This is a genomic window from Amycolatopsis keratiniphila subsp. keratiniphila (assembly GCF_001620365.2).
Lineage (GTDB): Bacteria > Actinomycetota > Actinomycetes > Mycobacteriales > Pseudonocardiaceae > Amycolatopsis > Amycolatopsis keratiniphila.
In genome coordinates, this window is sequence record NZ_LQMT02000005.1 from 13,981 (window position 1) to 30,904 (window position 16,924).

A 16,924-nucleotide genomic window follows, 5' to 3' on the forward strand; every position below is an offset into this window, starting at 1 on the left:
TGTCTTGCTTGGTCTGGTTCTTCGACGGTGAGACGTCAGCTGTGGACGTGCAGCGGCTTGCCCGCCAGGGCGAGGAACGCTTCACCGAGGGCCTCGGTCTGCGTGGGGTGCGCGTGGATGAGCGGGGCGACGTCCTCGGGGAAGGCCTCCCAGCTGTAGATCAGCTGCGCTTCGCCGATCAGCTCGCCGACGCGGTCGCCCACCATGTGCACGCCGACGACCGGGCCGTCCGGAGCCTTGATGAGCTTGACCCCGCCGGAGGTCTTGAGGATCTGGCTCTTGCCGTTGCCGCCGAGGTCGTAGGTGAAGGTGGTGACGTCGGAGCCGTACTTCTCCTTCGCCTGCGACTCGGTCAGGCCGACCGAAGCGACCTCGGGGTGCGAGTAGGTGACGCGCGGGATGCCGCTCTCGTCGATCACGCGCGGCTCCTGGCCGGCGATCTCTTCCGCGACGAAGATGCCCTGCTGGAACCCGCGGTGCGCGAGCTGCAGGCCGGGGACGATGTCACCGACGGCGTAGACGTTCGGCAGGTTCGTGCGCAGGCGGTCGTCGGTGAGGACGAAACCGCGCTCCATCTTGACGCCGGCCTCCTCGTACCCGTGCCCGGCCGAGTTCGGGCCGCGGCCCACGGCGACCAGGAGCAGGTCGGCTTCGAGCGTCTCGCCGGACTCCAGCGACACGCTGACGCCGTTGTCGTCCTGCTTGGCGCCGGTGAACCGCACGCCGGTCTTGAAGGCGATCTTGCGACGACGGAAAGCGCGCTCGAGCTGCTTGGACGCGTACTCGTCCTCGTTCGGGACCAGGCGGGGCAGCGCCTCCACGATGGTGACGTCGACGCCGAAGGACGCCCAGACGGACGCGAATTCGACACCGATGACACCACCGCCGAGGACGATGGCCTTCTTCGGGATGTAGTCCAGCGAAAGCGCCTGCTCGCTGGCGATGATGCGCCCGCCCAGCTCCAGGCCCGGCAGCGTCCTCGAGTACGAACCGGTGGCGAGGATGACGTTCTTGCCGGTGTAGCGGGTGCCGTCGACCTCGACGGTCGTGCCGCCGACGAACGTCCCGGTGCCCTCGACGAGGTTCACCTTGTGCGCCTTGGCCAGGCCCTGGAGGCCCTTGTACAGGCGCGAGATGATCCCGTCCTTGTACTTGTTGACGCCGGCGATGTCGATGCCTTCCAGCACGGCCTTCACACCGAAGGTCTCGGCGTCGCGGGTCTCGTCGGCGACCTCCGCCGCGTGCAGGAGGGCCTTGGTCGGGATGCAGCCTCGGTGGAGGCACGTCCCGCCAAGCTTGTCCTTTTCGATCAGGGTGACGGAAAGGCCCAGCTCGGCCGCGCGGAACGCGGCGGCGTAGCCGCCCGATCCGCCACCCAGGATCACAAGGTCGGCGGAGGTGTCGGTCACTTCAATAACTCCTCGGCAAGCGGTAGGGGTGGTGCTCTGGCGCCGCTTCGCGCGGTATACGCGCGCGCGGACACTTGCCATCTTGTCACTACGTGTGGAGAGGCTGCGACCTAGGCCGCGTGCTGTGACCCACGGGACACGGCCCACGCGGACCGCCACGCTGAGCACACGCCCGCGTCGGGATAATGGACATCGGACGCGAATGGGAAGTGAGGTGGTCGGAGTGGGTCTGTTCGACTCGCTGCGCCGGCGCTCTAAAGGCGGGCAGAAGCCCGGTACGCTGCGGAAAGCCTCTTCAAACGACTTCAAGCATCTTGAGGAGTGGGCGTCTTCACGGACCGGTGTCGAGGCGTACGTGGAGCCGAAGACCAACGTCACGGAGACCACCGTCGTCCTGATCGCCCATGACGGTGAGTGGACCCGTCGCCGGATCGAGAGCCTCGACGCGGCGCAGCAGTTCGGTCACAAGCGGTCGATCCCCGTGTACGAGGTGGCCAGGGTCGGCTACCCGAAGCGGATGCGGGAGTACACCGAGCGGAAGAAGCGCGGCGAAGCCTGACGCGGGTTCAGAGGTCGATCTCGCCGACGTGCTGTCCGTCGTGGACGGTGCCGGTGTCGCGGAAGCCAAGCCGGAGGTAGAACGCCTCCGGGCTGTGCTCGCCCGGCACCCAGAGCGTCGTCGCCCGCCGACGGCCGCGGCGCCGAGCCTCGTCGAGGACGGCCTCGACGGCGAATCGGCCGTAGCCCTTGCCTTGCCGTCCCGCCGCGACGTTGAGCCGCCAGAGCCCGCAGCGGAAGTAGTCGATCGGGCAGTCCGGATCGAACGCGCCCATCACGAATCCGACCGGTTCACCGTCGTCGAGGATCAGCCGCGGCCAGGCGACTTCGGGCTGCGCGTAGGCCTCGGCGAGTGACCGGGCCACAGGGGCGACGTAGGAATCCTGATGCGGTTCGACGGCGATCGAGCAGGCGACGCCGACGTTGTCCCGAGTGATCTTCGTGAGTGTGAGAGCGGTCATGGTCGCGAAGCTAGCGACGCGCTCCGGCGGAATTCACGCAGATTGCGCCAAAAGGAGCAAGTGCCGCTCCAGCAGCGCCCGGAACGTCGGATGCACCGTCGTGCCCAGCGCCGGGTCGATCTCGACCGTCCGCCACTGCTCGCCCGCGGCCGTCAGCAGCACGACGGCCGGATCCGCGATCACGACGACACCGCCCTCTGCGCGCAGTTCCGCCGTCCCGAGCAGCCGGGGGAAGACGACATCCGCGGGCAGACCGTCGCAGGTCCGGAGGAATTCGCGGTAGTCGTCGGGCAGCCGGAGCCCGAGCCGCGCCTCGGCCGCTTCGATGGTGCGGGCTGACGCCGCCGGGGGTGCGGTGCCGCCGCCGCGCAGCCGGAGGATCCCCTCGACCATTTCGCGCCAGGAACCGGTGTCGGGCGGGTAGCGCTCGTACAGCGCCGCGACCAGCGCTCCTGCGCAGAGTTCCGTCCAGTCGCCGAGCCCGAGCGGGTCCGCGCCGGCGGCGAGCCGCGGCGCGAGGCGCCGGTTCGCGGCGAGCACGGCGACGTCCGGACGGCCTTGTCGCGACGCGATCTCGGCCCAGGCGTCCAGGTCGCCTCGCGCGACGGCCTCGCGCAGCCGATCCGGCCGCGACGGCCCGAGATGGGACACGGCCTCGCCGATCGGGGAGCCGCCGAGCAGGCCGTCGAGATCGGACACGCGCCGGGCGAGGTAGTCGTCGTGAGCGCGTTCCTCGGCGTCGAGATCGAGCGGGATCATCGCCGCGGCCCAGTCCGGGTGCGCTCCTCGCGCTTCGAAGAGCATCGCCCACGCGCGGGCCTGCACGGCGCCGGGGATCAGCGTCGTGACGGGACGTTCGGTGAGCGCGTGCCAATGCGTGACCAGCCGGTCTGCGTCCGCCATCGCCCCGGAGGCGGCGAACAGCAGTGCCGCGTGCGCGATCCGGTCGTCGAGTGTCGCGTCGTCGCCGCTGAGCACGTCCCTGATCGCGCCTTCGAGATACGCGTCCCTGTCCACGGCGTCGACCTTGCCACAAAGCGCGTGAAGGCCTCCTTCCCGCGGCTCAGCCGAGGGAAGGAGGCCTTCACGCGCGAAAAGGATCAGCCGTTGGCGGCGATGTCCGCGAGCACGGCGGCGATGGTGCGGACCGGGACGCCGGTGCCGCCCTTGCCGGTGTAGCCCCACGCGCCGGCGGTGTTGAACGACGGGCCCGCGATGTCGATGTGCGCCCAGGGCAGGCCCTCGGTGACGAACTCGCGGAGGAAGATGCCCGCCGCGAGCATGCCGCCCCAGCGGTGCCCGGTGACGTTGGCCAGGTCGGCGAGACGCGAGTCGAGGTCGGCGCGCAGTTCCTCCGGCAACGGCATGGCCCAGCCGCCCTCACCGGTGGCCTGCGCGATCGAAGCGATCCGGTCGCGGAACTCGTCCGAGCCCATGACGCCCGCGGTGCGGTTGCCGAGCGCGACGACCTGCGCGCCGGTCAGCGTCGAGGTCTCGATCAGGTAGTCGGGGTTCTCCTCGCCCGCGCGCACGATCGCGTCGGCCAGCACGAGACGGCCTTCGGCGTCGGTGTTGAGCACCTCGACGGTCTTGCCGCCGTACATGCTGAGCACGTCGCCCGGCCGGTACGAGGTGGCCGAGGGCAGGTTCTCCGCCAGCGGGATGTGCGCGACGACCTCGAGCGGGTACTTCAGCTTCGCGGCCAGCACCACGGAGGCGAGCACGGCGGCCGCGCCCGACATGTCCGAGGTCATGTGGTCCATGTTCGCGGCGGGCTTGATCGAGATGCCGCCCGAGTCGAAGGTGATGCCCTTGCCGACCAGCGCGACCTTCTTCGACGCCTTCGCGGGCTTGTAGGCGATGCGCAGCAGGCGCGGCTGCCGCGACGAACCGCCGCCGACGCCGAGGATGCCGCCGAAGCCCTTGCGCTTCAACGCCTTCTCGTCGAGAACCTCGAAGTCGAGGTTGTTCGCCTCGGCCAGGGTCTTCGCGCGGTCGGCGAAGGAGGCCGGGAACAGGTCGTTCGGCGGGGTGTTGATCAGGTCGCGGGCGATGATGACCGACTCGGCGATCAGGCCGGCGGCCTTCAGGGTCGCCTTGTGGTCCTTGGCGGTGCCCTCTTCGGGGCTCACGAAGTCGACCTTGGCGACCGGGCCGTCGCCCTTCTCGGAGCGGTACTCGGTGAAGTCGTAGGCACCGAGCACGGTGCCCTCGACGGCGGCCTGCAGGTCGATCGCCGACAGCGTGACGAACGCGCGGTCGGTCCCGCTCAGCGCCCGCGCGGCGGCACCGGCGCCCCGGCGGACCTGCTCGGCGGTGACGCCGTCCGCGCCGGCCTTGCCGAGGCCGACGGCCAGCACGACACCGGCGGACAGCTTGCCCAGCGTCGGCACCTTGACGACCTCGTCGGCCTTGCCGGAGGCGCCGAGGGTGCCGAGGACCTCGGCGAGCTTGCCGTCGAAGGCGGTGTCGGCGACGGAGGAGCCGGCGGCGAGCGCCAGGCCGTCCTCGCCCTGCAGGGTTCCGATGACGACGACGTCGGCGCGCGTCTTGGCAAGCGCCGCTTCGGCGTTCTCGGTCAGGGCAAGCTTCGGCACGGTCACTTCTGGCTCCTCGCGCGTTCGCGGTGGTACCGGGCGGCCGCCCGGTTGGATCGTGAGCCATGCTAATGACAGTGGGACCTGGGGGAACAGCGGGGCCGACCCGGTAACTGGACGAACTGGAAGGGAGACGGCGTGCGACTGGCTGGCGGTCTGCTCATCGCGCTGGCGGTGGGCACCTCCGGAGCGGACTACTGGGTACTCGTGGCCGTCGTGGTCGCGGCCGTGCTCGCGGTCGCGGTCGAGGCGTTGCTTCCGCCGCTCGGTGACACCCGGCCCGAGCGGATCGCTGGCTCCGTTTCGCGGTTGGGCCTGGTCCTGGTCTTCGCGACGGCGTTCGGGCAGTACCTCTTCCCGTCCGCGCCGGGTGCCGCCGCCGCGGTGTTCGCCGCCGTCGTGACCGTCGCCGACCTGGCCGGGGTCCGCCTCGGCGACTACGCCGCCCGCTGGGTCACCGGGCTGCTGCTGGCCGCCGCCGCGTCCCTGATCGCGATCTGCGTGGGCATCCCGCCGTTGGCGCAGTTCATCGCGCCGGACCCGCCGTCCGTACCCGGTCTCGGCCTCGCCGTGCTGGTACTCCTGCCGTTCCTGCTGCCCCGCCGTCCCGGCCCGGGCCGGGCGGCCGCCGTGGGTGCCGTGGCCGTCGCGATCACGGCCGTCGCGCTCTACCAGCTCGGACCGATCCGGCTGGGGCTTTCGGCGACCTCGTTCCGCGAACTCCTCGCCGCCGCCGACGCCGTCTCGCTGCTGCCGGTGCTGACCGTGGTGGCCGCCGTCGCGACCGTGCCCGTCGCGGTCGACGCCTTCACCGACGGCAGGGAACGGCTTTCCCCGGAACGTCCGAAGGCGACACTCGCTTGTGGACTGATCGTGGCCGTGGCCGCCGCCTTCGCTGGGCCGGTCGTGGCCCTCGCGCTCGCGGGAGTGGGAACGCTCGCCGAACTGGTTCTGCGGGTCCACGCCCGTCGGTACCGTTCGAAGAGTGACCGTTCAAGGCGTGCATGATCCTCTCTGGACCCCGGGCGACACGGTCGTCGAACGCTTCCTGCGACCGGACGGCTCGATCGGCCAGCATCACCCGCTGCGCGTCATCGCCGACGACGGCACCGTGCTGCTCGGCTGGCTGCCCGCCGACACCCCGATCGTCGGCAGCAGGCTCGCCGACGGGCGGCTCTTCCGCGAGGCGCCCCTGGAAGAGCGGTTCCGGGTGCCGAGGGTGCGCGTGGCCGATTTCTGGCGGGACACGTCGACCCTGCGCCGTATCGCCGACGACGAATGGTCGTCGGTCTGGTGGTTCTTCGACGCCGAAGGCGAGTTCCTGAACTGGTACGTCAACCTCGAGGTCCCGCTGGGGCGCACGCCGTCCGGGCCCGACCGGATCGACGGCATCCTCGACGTCGCCGTGGAGCCCGGCGGCCGCTGGCAGTGGAAGGACGAGGACGAGGCCGAGGAGGCCGTCCTCGCCGGCCGCATCACCGCGGGGCAGCTCGACCGCCTGCGCGCCGAGGGCGAGCGGATCGGGGCACTCGCGGACGCCGGGGCGTTCCCCTTCGACGGGACGTGGACCGACTTCCGGCCCGATCCGGACTGGCCCGCGCCCGGCCTTCCCGAGGGGTTGCTCTAACCGACCTGCAGCAGCAGGAGCAGCACCAGCACCACGTTGATCACCGTCAGGAGGACCACCGATTTGGTGGACAGCTCGCGCGGGAACACCTTGCCGTGGATGCTCTTCCACCAGAAGATGCCGAAACCGCCGGCGACCAGGCCGAGGAACGCGCCGAAACCGCTGTCGAGCAAGGCCCAGCCGTCCATCATCAGCACGCCGGTGCCGAAGGTGAGCAGCACGGCCGTCGCGAAGGTCTTGACGTCGGCCCCCGCGCCGGGGGTGGCGGACTTGGCCGGTTGCGCCGGGGTGGCGGGCTGCATCTGGTTGTACGTCACGCCGCCATCCTAGGGGCGCGACCCCTCCCGTGTTCGTCGTGACGGACAGATCGCGGGAGGTAAAGATATGCGGACGTCCGACTAACGTGGGTCCGACCAAGCGTTATCGTCTTGGGTATGACGACCTCGACGCAGTTCAGCCACCTCCCGCACCCGAGCCCCGCGAGCCCGGAACGCGTCGCGGACGTATTGGCCGCACCCGGTTTCGGGTTGCACTTCACCGACCACATGGTGACCGTGAAATGGAGCTCCGAGCAGGGCTGGCACGACGCGACCGTCGGGCCGTACGCGCCCTTCTCGCTCGACCCGGCCACCTCGGTGCTGCACTACGGCCAGGCGATCTTCGAAGGCCTCAAAGCGTACCGCCAGCCCGACGGCACGATCGCGGCGTTCCGCCCCGACGCGAACGCGATCCGCTTCCGCAACTCGGCCGAGCGCCTCGCCATGCCGCAGCTGCCGGTGGAGACCTTCCTCGACTCGATCCGCGAGCTGATCGCGGTCGACAGCCGCTGGGTCCCGACGAAACCGGGCGAGTCGCTGTACCTGCGGCCGTTCATGATCTCCACCGAGGCCGGGCTCGGCGTCAACCGGCCCGCGAACGAGTACCTCTACGCGCTGATCGGCTCGCCCGCCGGTTCGTACTTCTCCGGCGGCGTGAAGCCGGTGAGCGTGTGGCTCTCGACCGAGTACGTGCGCGCCGTCCCCGGCGGCACCGGCGAGGCGAAATGCGCGGGCAACTACGCGGCGTCCTTCGTCGCGCAGGCCCAGGCCGTGGAGAAGGGCTGCGACCAGGTCGTGTGGCTCGACGCGGTCGAGCGGCGCTGGGTCGAGGAGATGGGCGGGATGAACCTGTTCTTCGTCTTCGGCTCCGGTGACGAGGCCCGTGTCGTGACGCCGGAACTGACCGGTTCGCTGCTCCCGGGCGTGACCCGCAAGTCGCTGCTGGAGCTGGCGAAGTCGTTCGGACACCAGGTCGAGGAGCGGCGGATCTCCACCGACGAGTGGGAGAAGTCGGCGGCTTCGGGCGAGCTGACCGAGGTGTTCGCGTGCGGGACGGCAGCGGTCATCACGCCGGTCGGGCACGTGAAGCACGCGGGCGGCGAGTTCTCCGTCGCGGGCGGGCAGCCCGGCGAGCTGACGATGAAGCTGCGCGGCGCGCTGACCGGGATCCAGGAGGGCACCCGGTCGGCTCCGGAAGGCTGGATGTACCCGCTGGGCTGAGGCACGTGTCATGAAAGGGTCGTTCAGGACGAAAAACGTCCTGAACGACCCTTTCATGACATCTCGGGGGCGGAGGGGGTCAGGAAGCCGGGGTCTCGATCAGGGGGCCGCTGACGCCGGCCTGCTCGTGCGTGGCCATCTCCGCGAGCACCCGCGTCGCCATGAACACCAGCGGCAGCGCCGCGACGGCGCCCGTTCCCTCGCCCAGGCGGACGTCCAGGTCCAGGATCGGCTCAAGGTCGAGGTGCTCCAGCGCCAGCGCGTGCGCGGGTTCGCCGCCCCGCTGGCCAGCGGTCCACCACTGCCGTGCCCCCGGGACGAGTTCCTCGGCGACCAGCGCGGCCGCGGAGGCGACCAGGCCGTCCAGGATCACCGGCGTCTTCCGTAGCGAGGCCTGCGCGAGGAAACCTGCCATCGCGGCGATGTCCGCGCCCGCGGCGGTGCGCAGCAGCGCGACCGGGTCGGCCAGCACGGTCCTCGCGCGCCGCAGCGCGTCGCGGACCGCCGCGGCCTTGCGCATCCAGGCGTTGTCGTCGATACCGGAACCGCGGCCGACCACGGCCACCGGTTCGCTGCCGGTCAGCGCCGCGACCAGCACCGAGGCCGGGGTGCTGTTCCCGATCCCGAGGTCGCCCGCGATGAGCAGGTCGGCCCCGCCGTCGACCTCGGCGTCGGCGATCGTCCGGCCGGCGCGGACGGCGGCGCGCGCCTCGTCGTCGGTCAGCGCGTCCTCGACGTCGATCGAGCCGGATCCGCGCCGCACCTTGAACTCGCCGATCGACCGCGTCGCCGGGGCGTCGCTGTCGACGGCCATGTCGACGACCCGGACGCTCGCGCCCGCCGAGGCGGCGAGGACGTTGATGGCCGCGCCACCGGTCAGCATGCTCCCGACGAGTTGCGCGGTGACTTCGCCCGGATAGGCCGAGACGCCCTTCGCGGCGACACCGTGGTCACCGGCGAACACCACGACCCGCGGCCGCGTGAACGGCCGCGGCGGCGACTGGCCCTGGCAGGCCGCGACCCAAACGCCCAGTTCTTCGAGCCTGCCCAGCGAACCGGCCGGTTTGATCAGTTTCGAGTGCAGGGCGATCGCCGCCGAGCGCGCGTGTTCATCAGGCTGCTCGACTTCGGCGAACTCGAGGATTTCGTCGTCCAACGCCCTGCCCCTTCGGATCACTTTGGTGGCCGGGCCCAACCTACCCACCCCGCTGTGCCAGAGTTGCCTGTGGCTCAGACGAAGGCCGCCGGAGTGGTGCTCGCGAGCGGAGCGGGTACCCGGGTCGGCGCGAAGCTCAACAAGGTCTATCTGCCGGTGGCGGGCAAAAGGGTCGTCGCGTGGTCGCTCGACGCCTTCGCGCGGGTGCCCGGAATCGATGTGCTCGTGCTGGTCATCCGGCCGCAGGACACCGGACTCGCGCACGAGGTGCTCGCCGCGCATCCGGGCGAGGTCGAACTCGTCCACGGCGGTGCGACGCGGCAGGGCTCGGAGCTGAATGCCTTGCGCCACATGGCTTCCCGTATCGAGAGTGGCGAGATCGACGCGGTACTGCTGCACGACGCTGCCCGCCCGCTCGTCACGCCGGAACTGATCGCTGACGTTCTCGCCGACACGAGGCGCCACGGGGGAGCGGTGCCCGGCGTCGCGGCCGACGACATCGTGCGTGTCGACGGCGACACCGTTTCCGGTGCGCTGCCCGGGGCGATCAGGGTGCAGACACCGCAGGGTTTCCGCGCCGCGCCGTTGCTGGAGGCGTACGAAACGGCAGAGCGTGAGGGTTTCGTCGGCACGGACACGTCTTCGTGCATGGAAAGGTTCTCCGCGCTGCCGGTGCGGTGGGTTCCGGGCAGCGCGGAGAACCTCAAGATCACCTACCCGCACGACCTCGTTGTCGCCGAGCAGGTGATCGGCCGAGGTTAGGGATCTCCCTGGTCGGCCTTGGTCGGTATGGCGGGCAGGACGGTGACCGGCCGTCGTGCCTCCATCGGGATGACGCAGTCCGGATGTGGTTGCAGCAACTGGATCGGCGCGCCGGTTTCGCCGGGCGGCGGGATGGTGAGCACGGCGCGCAGGGTCCAGTCGGCCGTCGAGTGGTACTGCCAGGACACGAGCGCCGGCCGGAAGACGTCGGTTTCGGCGACCGTGGTGACGCGGAAGGCGCTCGCCCGTTCTTCCCCGCGGAGGATGAGGACGTCGGCGCAGGTGTCCCATTGGAAGACCGCGGCACAGACCTCCGGCTCCTCCCGGGGGCCGAAGATGTAGACGACCCACCGGCGTCTTCGAAGCTCTTCGAGCAGTTCGTCGATGCTCAGATGGTTCATCGAGCCCCCCAACGGGTTTCGGGAACTTCTCGGAGAGTAACAGGTGTACTAGAGCACCGTCCAGAATGTGTACTAGTACGTAATAATGGGGTGTGAGCAGGATCCTTGGTGCTCGCCCATTGGTGTGCTAGAACGCTTGTGCGCACCGCGCGACCTTGTGAGGAGTCACCTTGCCCGCCGTCGATCGACCCGAACCGCCGTATCTCCAGATCGCGGGGAACATTCGCGACGACATCGTTTCGGGCAGGCTCAAGGAAGGCGACGCGGTCCCGTCCGCGCGCGAGATCGCCAGGAACTGGAACGTCGCGATGGCGACGGCGATGAAGGTGCTGTCGACACTTCGTGCCGAAGGTCTGGTCCGCGCGGTACGCGGGATCGGGACAGTGGTGCAGACCAGGGCGCTGCACCGGTCCGCGCACGATCGGACGATCTCGATCGCGCGAACCGGCAAGGTCTATCCGCCGGGCCACTACGCGAAAATCCGCGAAGCCGGCCTCCTGCCGGCGCCGGACAGGGTGGCGGGCGCGCTCGGAATCGATGAAGGTGCTCCGGTGATCCGGCGGCGAAGGACCACGTACGCGGGCGAAGGCCGTCCGGTGTCGACGTCGGTTTCGTGGTTCGACGGCGCTGTCGCGTCGAAGGCGCCTTTGCTGTTCGAGCCGGTGCGGATCGTCGAAGGCACGGTCAAATACGTGGCGGACCGGACAGGCCGGGTTCTGACCTCGACTCATTCTCAGCACGCCGCGGGGCTGGCGGGTGCCGAGGAGGCGGCGGAACTCGGCGTGGCCGAAGGTTCGGCGATTCTGTTGAGTCGCAACAGGTTCTTGTCCGCCGAGGGTGACGTACTCGAGTACGGCGAATCGGCGGCTTTGCCGGACCACTGGATTTTCTACGAATACAACATCGAGGACGGGGCATGAAGCACATTCACGCGGGTAAGGTCCGGGACCTTTACGAAATCGACGGCGACATTCTGCTCGTCGCGTCGGATCGCGTTTCGGTCTACGACGTCTCGCTGCCGACCCCGATCCCGGACAAGGGCGCGCTGCTGAACCAGCTTTCCGCCTGGTGGTTCGAAAAGATGGCCGACGTGGTGCCGAACCACGTCGTTTCCACGACCGACGTGCCCGCCGAATTCGCCGGCCGCGCCATGCGCTGCAAGCCGTTGAAGATGATCCAGGTCGAGTGCATCGCACGCGGCTATCTCACCGGTCTCGGGATGCGCGAATACCAGCGCGACGGCAAGGTTTCCGGTGTCGCGCTGCCCGCCGGTCTCGTCGAGGCGGACAAGCTGCCGGAGCCGATCTTCACGCCCACCACGAAGATCTCCGACACCGGTCACGACGAGTTCATGACGTTCGCCGACGTCGTGAACGAGATCGGCCAGGAGACCGCGGATCGCCTCCGCGATCTGACGCTCGAGGTCTATACCAAGGGTGCGGAGCACGCGGCGAAGAACGGCATCATCATCGCCGACACCAAGATCGAATTCGGCTTCGACGCCGACGGCGTGCTGACGCTCGGGGACGAGGTCCTCACGTCGGACTCGTCGCGGTTCTGGCCCGCCGACGAGTACGAGCCGGGCCGGACGCAGCACGCGTTCGACAAGCAGTTCGTCCGCGACTGGTCCACGACGACCGGCTGGGACAAGACGCCGCCCGGACCCGCCATCCCGGCCGAGATCGTCGAGGCGACCCGCAAGCGCTACACCGAGGTCTACGAAAGGATCACCGGGAACACCTGGATTCCCGGTGGTGGTCATGCCTGAACAGCAGGTCTACGACCCGTACCGGCTGATCGACGACGTCGAGGGCCTGCTGATCCAGCGGGGCCACGCACCGGTGCGGCTCGACGGCCGGACCGGTGACCGGGTCGCCGGCGCGAGCAGGTTGTTGCGGGGCTTGGGAATCGATCCCTTGCGCGCGCCCGGTGACGCCCTCGACCTCGACGGCCAGATCGCGTACCAGTCCCGAGTGCACGGCGACTGACGGCATTCAGCCGACTAAACGCGGGACAAAGCGTCCGCGTTTAGTCGGCTGACTGCGGGGGATCAGGGGGAGCGGGTCAGCGTCGGGTCGGTCTCGGTGACGCCGTCGAGGGCCTCGTCGATCGCCGCGAGCAGATCCGCGTCCAGCTTCACGCCGGCCGCCTTCACGTTCTCGTGCACCTGCTCGGGCCGGGAGGCGCCGATGATCGCCGAAGCGACGTTCGGGTTCTGCAGCACCCACGCCACGGCCAGCTGGGCCATCGTCAGGCCCGCCTTCTCCGCGATCGGCTCGAGCCGCTGCACGCGCTCGAGGACGTCGTCGTTGAGGAAGCGGGCGACCATGTTGGCGCCGCCCTTCTCGTCGGTCGCGCGGGAGCCCTCGGGCAGCGGCTGACCGGGCTTGTACTTGCCGGTGAGCACGCCCTGCGCGATCGGCGACCAGACGATCTGGCTGAGGCCCTCACGCTCGGAGGCCGGGACGACCTGCGCCTCGATGACCCGCCACAGCGCGTTGTACTGCGGCTGGTTCGAGATGAGGGGCACGTTGAGCTCGCGCGCGATCGCCGCGCCCTGGGTGATCTGCTCGGCGGTCCACTCGGAGACGCCGACGTAGAGCACCTTGCCCTGGCGGACGAGGTCGGCGAAGGCGAGGAACGTCTCTTCGAGCGGGACGGTCCGGTCGAACCGGTGCGCCTGGTAGAGGTCGACGTAGTCGGTGCCGAGGCGCTTCAGCGAAGCGTGCGCCGACTCCATGATGTGCTTGCGGCCGAGCCCCTGGTCGTTCGGACCCTTGGGGCCGGTCGGCCAGTAGACCTTGGTGAAGATCTCCAGGCTTTCGCGGCGCAGGCCCTTCAGGCCGCGGCCGAGCACCGATTCGGCGGCCGTGTTCGCGTAAACATCGGCGGTGTCGAAGGTGGTGATGCCGACGTCGAGCGCCGCCTTGATGCAGGCCTGGGCCTGGTCCTCTTCCACCTGGGACCCGTGGGTGAGCCAGTTGCCGTACGAGATCTCACTGACATTGAGGCCGCTGCGGCCCAGTCGTCGAAACTCCATGGGCACGACTCTACCCCAGGCCGTTAGCCAGGCTAACGACCCGGGTTTCGCCTGCTCAGACCTTGTCGCCGGGGCTCACCCGAGGCTTGGGGACCCGCAGCTTGCGGATCTGGCTCGCCCGGATGAAGGAGTACCAGCCGACGGAGGTGCCCTTGATCGTCTCGTTCGGGAACTTCAGGCGGACCATCTTCGCGATGCGGCGCCCGCTGAGGAAACCTTCGACGATCATGCCGAGCAGCATCACCGTGCACAGCAGCGTCGCGTACCGCTGGACCTCGGGGTACGGCAGGATCAGCGCGACGAACACCAGGATCGCCAGCGGCATGAACAGGCCGAGCAGGTTGCGCCGCGAGTCGACCAGGTCGCGGATGTACGCCTTGACGGGGCCGCGGTCACGGGGGAGCAGGTACTTGTCCTCGCCCGCCATCATCCGCTCGCGGCGTTCCTTGGCGGCGTTGCGCTGCTTCTGCTTGTACTCCGGGTCGGCCTTCGCGGACTTGCGGAGCTCCTTGTTGCGCTTCATCGCCTCCCGCATGGTGGTCGGCGGAGGCGCCACCGGGCCGCGGCGCTTGGCTTCGGCCTCACGACGCTTGGGCGTGGCCTTGCCCTTGCCCGGCGTATACGCCTTGGCCTGGACCTCGACGGCCTGGGTGTCGGGCGTCTCGGTGTCCGTCGTGGCGGAGTCTGTGGTGCTACGGCGCAGGAACCTCACCTCACCAGGGTAGTTGCAGGCGTCACGGTGCCACGCACCAGGCCGAGCGATATGTCACCATGGAGGGGAACAGATCGGGACTCCGACGTGTTGGACCATGTGCAAGACGAGTACCCGCAGCGAGTTCGACCAGAGGGAGAACCATGACGACCGCTGAGCAGGCAGCCGCAGCTCAGGCCGAAACCGCCGAGGAGACCCACGGCGTGACGTTGACCGACGCCGCCGCCAGCAAGGCGAAGGCCCTGCTCGAGCAGGAGGGCCGCGACGACATGCACCTGCGCATCGCCGTCCAGCCCGGTGGGTGCGCCGGCCTGCGCTACCAGCTGTTCTTCGACGAGCGCACGCTCGACGGCGACCTGTTCCGTGACTTCGACGGCCTCCGCGTGGCCGTCGACCGGATGAGCGCGCCGTACGTGTCGAGCGCCGTGATCGACTTCGTCGACTCGATCGAGAAGCAGGGCTTCACGATCGACAACCCCAACGCGACCGGCAGCTGCGCCTGCGGCGACAGCTTCCACTGATCCGCGTCGAGGTATGAAGAAGGGCCGCGAACCTCACCCAGGTCGCGGCCCTTCTTCATGCCCGGAGCGGATCAGACGTAGGCGTCCAGATCGGCGACCTGGGCGAGACAACGCTCGTCCACGGTCCAGGGCGGAGCGCTCTCCCGGGGCAGGGGCATGTTCTCGGCCTGGAGGGACGACGGGATACCGGCACAGTCGGCGATGAGTTCGCCGATCGATTCCGGTTCGAGGTGATACGCGGAAGTGGTCACGAACGACAAGCTAATGACTCGTCGTGGAGTCGGACACCACTACCAACCGGTAGTGTTGATGGCCGTGCCTGAAGCAACCCGTATGGGGCATGACCTGCGGGTAACTTAGCCGTCCTCGCTCCCGCGGGGCCGACCGAACAAGGAGAACCGGTGGCAGCCAGCGCCAGGATCGCAGTATCCGGCAGTATCGCAACCGACCATCTCATGCACTTCCCGGGCAGGTTCGCCGAGCAGCTCATCGCCGAGCAGCTGCACCGGGTCTCACTGAGCTTCCTGGCGGACGATCTCGTCGTGCGGCGGGGCGGGATCGGCGCGAACATCGCCTTCGGTCTCGGGGTGCTGGGCAAGCGCCCGATCCTGGTCGGCGCGGTCGGCTCCGACTTCGCCGACTACCGCTCGTGGCTCGAGCGGCACGGCGTCGACACGGCCGGGGTGCTGGTGTCCGAGGTCGCGCACACCGCCCGGTTCGTCTGCACCACCGACGAGGACCTCTGCCAGATCGCGACGTTCTACGCCGGCGCGATGGCCGAATCCCGCAACATCGAACTGGCGCCGGTCGCCGCGCACGCCGGTGAACTGTCGCTCGTGCTGATCAGCCCGGACGACCCCGAAGGCATGGTCCGGCACGCCGAGGAATGCCGCCAGCGCGGCTACACCTTCGCCGTCGACCCCTCGCAGCAGCTGGCCCGCATGGACGGCGCGCAGGTGCGTGCCTTCGTCGAGGGCGCGAAGTACCTGTTCAGCAACGACTACGAATGGGAACTGCTGCTCCAGAAGACCGGCTGGACCGAGGCCGAGGTCCTCGACCGCGTCGGCATGCGGATCACCACGCTCGGGGAGAAGGGCGTCGAGATCATCGGCAAGGACGGCCTCGCGCTGCAGATCGGCGCCGTCCCGGAGCGCGGCAAGGTCGACCCGACCGGCGTCGGCGACGGCTTCCGGGCCGGGTTCATCGCGGGTATCGACGGCGGGCTCAGCCTGGAGCGTTCGGCGCAGCTCGGCTCGCTGATCGCCGTGCTGGTGCTGGAGACCGTGGGGACGCAGGAATGGTCCTTCGACCGCACCGACGTCCTGGGCCGGCTCAAGGAGGCCTTCGGTCCGGAGTCCGCCGAGGAGATCGCGGCGATCCTGCCGTAGTGAGCTGAAGGGGAGTCCGTGAAGGCCTCCTTGAGGGACCCAGAGTCCCTCAAGGAGGCCTTCACGGACTTGCGGGCTGTCAGCTGCGTCCGGTCAGGATGGCGGCGAGTTCGGCGGGCCGGGACAGGTGCGGGCAGTGCCCCGAGTCGATCTCGATCGGGGTGACCCCGAGCCGTTCCCTGGCCGCTCGGCGCAGCCAGTCCGGCCGGAGAGTGCGGTCCCGGGTGGGGACGATCACCGTCGACGGGACCTCCGGCGCCGCCCCGGCGGGATGCGCGGCGAGTACAGCGGGGTTGAACAGCCGCAGACTGTCCAGCGCCGGCCGTTCGGTCTCGGGATCGCAGTCGTGGAAGAGGAATTCCGACGCCTTCGCGGGATCCGCCGTCGGGTCCACACCGATCCAGTCCGGTTGGAGAACGGCCGGCGCCTCGTCCCGCAGGCTCCGCCCACCGGCGAAATCGGGGATGTAGGCGGCGACCCACACCAGTGCCCGCGCGTCGAGAGCTTCGGCGATCGCGGGCAGCAGGACCCCCGCGCCGGAATGCGCCACGACCACCGGCCGCTCGCCGTCGTACTGGTCTCGCGCGTGCTGCGCGTAGCCCTCGACCGGCAGATCACTCGGGGTCAGCAGATCCACCGCGATCGCGCGGTGCCCGGCGGCGGTGAGCAACTTGGCCACCCGGTCCCAGCCCGCCGGGCTCTGCGTCGTGCCGTGCACGAGGACGAAGTCCATTCCTCCATGCTGGCCTTCACC

The 16,924-nt window shown here is 69.5% G+C and carries 21 protein-coding genes; 10 read left to right on the forward strand and 11 right to left on the reverse strand.

Annotation, left to right across the window (positions count from 1 at the left end):
* Nucleotides 1-35: 35 nt before the first annotated feature.
* Nucleotides 36-1,409, reverse strand: coding sequence for a dihydrolipoyl dehydrogenase (lpdA, locus tag AVR91_RS02070; RefSeq protein ID WP_037344695.1), 1,374 nt, complete (start codon nt 1,407-1,409; stop codon nt 36-38).
* Nucleotides 1,410-1,623: 214 nt separating this feature from the next.
* On the opposite strand from lpdA, the gene AVR91_RS02075 reads away from it, so the two are divergent.
* Nucleotides 1,624-1,968 (forward strand): hypothetical protein, encoded by a 345-nt coding sequence (locus AVR91_RS02075; RefSeq protein ID WP_020630431.1) that lies wholly within the window; start codon nt 1,624-1,626, stop codon nt 1,966-1,968.
* Nucleotides 1,969-1,975: 7 nt separating this feature from the next.
* On the opposite strand, the gene AVR91_RS02080 is transcribed toward AVR91_RS02075, so the two are convergent.
* The 3 genes from AVR91_RS02080 to AVR91_RS02090 all read right to left on the reverse strand — a co-directional run bounded on the left by AVR91_RS02080 (nt 1,976) and on the right by AVR91_RS02090 (nt 5,031).
* Nucleotides 1,976-2,428 (reverse strand): GNAT family N-acetyltransferase, encoded by a 453-nt coding sequence (locus tag AVR91_RS02080; RefSeq protein ID WP_063275535.1) that lies wholly within the window; start codon nt 2,426-2,428, stop codon nt 1,976-1,978.
* Nucleotides 2,429-2,461: 33 nt separating this feature from the next.
* Complete coding sequence (locus tag AVR91_RS02085) at nt 2,462-3,445, reverse strand: SMI1/KNR4 family protein (RefSeq protein ID WP_063275536.1); 984 nt, start codon at nt 3,443-3,445, stop codon at nt 2,462-2,464.
* An 83-nt stretch (nt 3,446-3,528) separates the two neighbouring features.
* Nucleotides 3,529-5,031, reverse strand: coding sequence for a leucyl aminopeptidase (locus AVR91_RS02090; protein ID WP_063270935.1), 1,503 nt, complete (start codon nt 5,029-5,031; stop codon nt 3,529-3,531).
* A 132-nt stretch (nt 5,032-5,163) separates the two neighbouring features.
* Here AVR91_RS02090 and AVR91_RS02095 point away from each other — a divergent pair, with 132 nt between their 5' ends.
* A complete protein-coding gene (locus tag AVR91_RS02095) occupies nt 5,164-6,033 on the forward strand; it encodes a hypothetical protein (protein WP_063270934.1) in 870 nt (289 codons plus the stop codon).
* On the forward strand, nt 6,026-6,652 hold the full coding sequence (locus AVR91_RS02100; protein WP_063270933.1) for a DUF402 domain-containing protein: 627 nt from the start codon (nt 6,026-6,028) through the stop codon (nt 6,650-6,652). Before AVR91_RS02095 ends, AVR91_RS02100 begins: the two co-directional genes overlap by 8 nt.
* Here AVR91_RS02100 and AVR91_RS02105 read toward each other — a convergent pair.
* Nucleotides 6,649-6,969, reverse strand: a complete 321-nt coding sequence (locus AVR91_RS02105; RefSeq protein ID WP_016336070.1) for a hypothetical protein — start codon at nt 6,967-6,969, stop codon at nt 6,649-6,651. The genes AVR91_RS02100 and AVR91_RS02105 overlap by 4 nt on opposite strands.
* 117 nt (nt 6,970-7,086) lie before the next feature.
* On the opposite strand from AVR91_RS02105, the gene AVR91_RS02110 reads away from it, so the two are divergent.
* Nucleotides 7,087-8,190 carry a branched-chain amino acid aminotransferase gene (locus AVR91_RS02110; protein WP_063270932.1) on the forward strand — a complete coding sequence of 368 codons (1,104 nt, stop codon included), beginning with the start codon at nt 7,087-7,089 and terminating at the stop codon, nt 8,188-8,190.
* Between the two features lie 79 nt (nt 8,191-8,269).
* Here the strand turns inward: AVR91_RS02110 and cobT are convergent, their stop codons facing one another.
* On the reverse strand, nt 8,270-9,346 hold the full coding sequence (gene cobT, locus AVR91_RS02115; RefSeq protein ID WP_063270931.1) for a nicotinate-nucleotide--dimethylbenzimidazole phosphoribosyltransferase: 1,077 nt from the start codon (nt 9,344-9,346) through the stop codon (nt 8,270-8,272).
* 93 nt (nt 9,347-9,439) lie between these two features.
* On the opposite strand from cobT, the gene AVR91_RS02120 reads away from it, so the two are divergent.
* Complete coding sequence (locus AVR91_RS02120) at nt 9,440-10,108, forward strand: IspD/TarI family cytidylyltransferase (protein ID WP_063270930.1); 669 nt, start codon at nt 9,440-9,442, stop codon at nt 10,106-10,108.
* On the opposite strand, the gene AVR91_RS02125 is transcribed toward AVR91_RS02120, so the two are convergent.
* The gene (locus AVR91_RS02125; RefSeq protein ID WP_016336066.1) at nt 10,105-10,509 is read right to left on the reverse strand and encodes a hypothetical protein; all 405 of its coding nucleotides are present in this window, start codon (nt 10,507-10,509) and stop codon (nt 10,105-10,107) included. The genes AVR91_RS02120 and AVR91_RS02125 overlap by 4 nt on opposite strands.
* Before the next feature lie 170 nt (nt 10,510-10,679).
* On the opposite strand from AVR91_RS02125, the gene AVR91_RS02130 reads away from it, so the two are divergent.
* Genes AVR91_RS02130 through AVR91_RS02140 form a run of 3 tightly spaced genes read left to right on the forward strand, consistent with a single transcriptional unit; the run spans nt 10,680 to nt 12,497 of the window.
* Nucleotides 10,680-11,429, forward strand: a complete 750-nt coding sequence (locus AVR91_RS02130; RefSeq protein WP_063270929.1) for a GntR family transcriptional regulator — start codon at nt 10,680-10,682, stop codon at nt 11,427-11,429.
* A complete protein-coding gene (locus tag AVR91_RS02135; RefSeq protein WP_063270928.1) occupies nt 11,426-12,277 on the forward strand; it encodes a phosphoribosylaminoimidazolesuccinocarboxamide synthase in 852 nt (283 codons plus the stop codon). The genes AVR91_RS02130 and AVR91_RS02135 overlap by 4 nt, the downstream gene beginning before the upstream one ends.
* A complete protein-coding gene (locus AVR91_RS02140; RefSeq protein ID WP_016336063.1) occupies nt 12,270-12,497 on the forward strand; it encodes a hypothetical protein in 228 nt (75 codons plus the stop codon). The genes AVR91_RS02135 and AVR91_RS02140 overlap by 8 nt, the downstream gene beginning before the upstream one ends.
* 62 nt (nt 12,498-12,559) lie before the next feature.
* Here AVR91_RS02140 and AVR91_RS02145 read toward each other — a convergent pair whose 3' ends face one another.
* Entirely contained in the window at nt 12,560-13,549 is a 990-nt protein-coding gene (locus tag AVR91_RS02145) for an aldo/keto reductase family protein (RefSeq protein WP_016336062.1), read from the reverse strand.
* Nucleotides 13,550-13,604: 55 nt separating this feature from the next.
* The gene (locus tag AVR91_RS02150; RefSeq protein WP_016336061.1) at nt 13,605-14,261 is read right to left on the reverse strand and encodes a DUF3043 domain-containing protein; all 657 of its coding nucleotides are present in this window, start codon (nt 14,259-14,261) and stop codon (nt 13,605-13,607) included.
* Nucleotides 14,262-14,404: 143 nt separating this feature from the next.
* On the opposite strand from AVR91_RS02150, the gene AVR91_RS02155 reads away from it, so the two are divergent.
* Nucleotides 14,405-14,782, forward strand: coding sequence for a HesB/IscA family protein (locus tag AVR91_RS02155; protein WP_016336060.1), 378 nt, complete (start codon nt 14,405-14,407; stop codon nt 14,780-14,782).
* Nucleotides 14,783-14,853: 71 nt separating this feature from the next.
* On the opposite strand, the gene AVR91_RS02160 is transcribed toward AVR91_RS02155, so the two are convergent.
* Nucleotides 14,854-15,042 (reverse strand): hypothetical protein, encoded by a 189-nt coding sequence (locus AVR91_RS02160; RefSeq protein ID WP_016336059.1) that lies wholly within the window; start codon nt 15,040-15,042, stop codon nt 14,854-14,856.
* A gap of 141 nt (nt 15,043-15,183) precedes the next feature.
* On the opposite strand from AVR91_RS02160, the gene AVR91_RS02165 reads away from it, so the two are divergent.
* The gene (locus AVR91_RS02165; protein WP_016336058.1) at nt 15,184-16,170 is read left to right on the forward strand and encodes a carbohydrate kinase family protein; all 987 of its coding nucleotides are present in this window, start codon (nt 15,184-15,186) and stop codon (nt 16,168-16,170) included.
* A 79-nt stretch (nt 16,171-16,249) separates the two neighbouring features.
* Here AVR91_RS02165 and AVR91_RS02170 read toward each other — a convergent pair whose 3' ends face one another.
* Entirely contained in the window at nt 16,250-16,903 is a 654-nt protein-coding gene (locus AVR91_RS02170; RefSeq protein ID WP_063270927.1) for an alpha/beta fold hydrolase, read from the reverse strand.
* Between the last annotated feature and the right edge of the window lie 21 nt (nt 16,904-16,924).

Excerpts from the sequence above, each read along its gene's own strand:
- AVR91_RS02080 (WP_063275535.1), bottom strand. The coding sequence starts at position 2,428 with ATGACCGCTCTCACACTCACGAAGATCACTCGGGACAACGTCGGCGTC.
- AVR91_RS02110 (WP_063270932.1), top strand. The coding sequence starts at position 7,087 with ATGACGACCTCGACGCAGTTCAGCCACCTCCCGCACCCGAGCCCCGCG.
- AVR91_RS02145 (WP_016336062.1), bottom strand. The coding sequence starts at position 13,549 with ATGGAGTTTCGACGACTGGGCCGCAGCGGCCTCAATGTCAGTGAGATC.
- AVR91_RS02170 (WP_063270927.1), bottom strand. The coding sequence starts at position 16,903 with ATGGACTTCGTCCTCGTGCACGGCACGACGCAGAGCCCGGCGGGCTGG.
- AVR91_RS02125 (WP_016336066.1), bottom strand. The coding sequence starts at position 10,509 with ATGAACCATCTGAGCATCGACGAACTGCTCGAAGAGCTTCGAAGACGC.
- AVR91_RS02135 (WP_063270928.1), top strand. The coding sequence starts at position 11,426 with ATGAAGCACATTCACGCGGGTAAGGTCCGGGACCTTTACGAAATCGAC.
- AVR91_RS02155 (WP_016336060.1), top strand. The coding sequence starts at position 14,405 with ATGACGACCGCTGAGCAGGCAGCCGCAGCTCAGGCCGAAACCGCCGAG.
- AVR91_RS02140 (WP_016336063.1), top strand. The coding sequence starts at position 12,270 with ATGCCTGAACAGCAGGTCTACGACCCGTACCGGCTGATCGACGACGTC.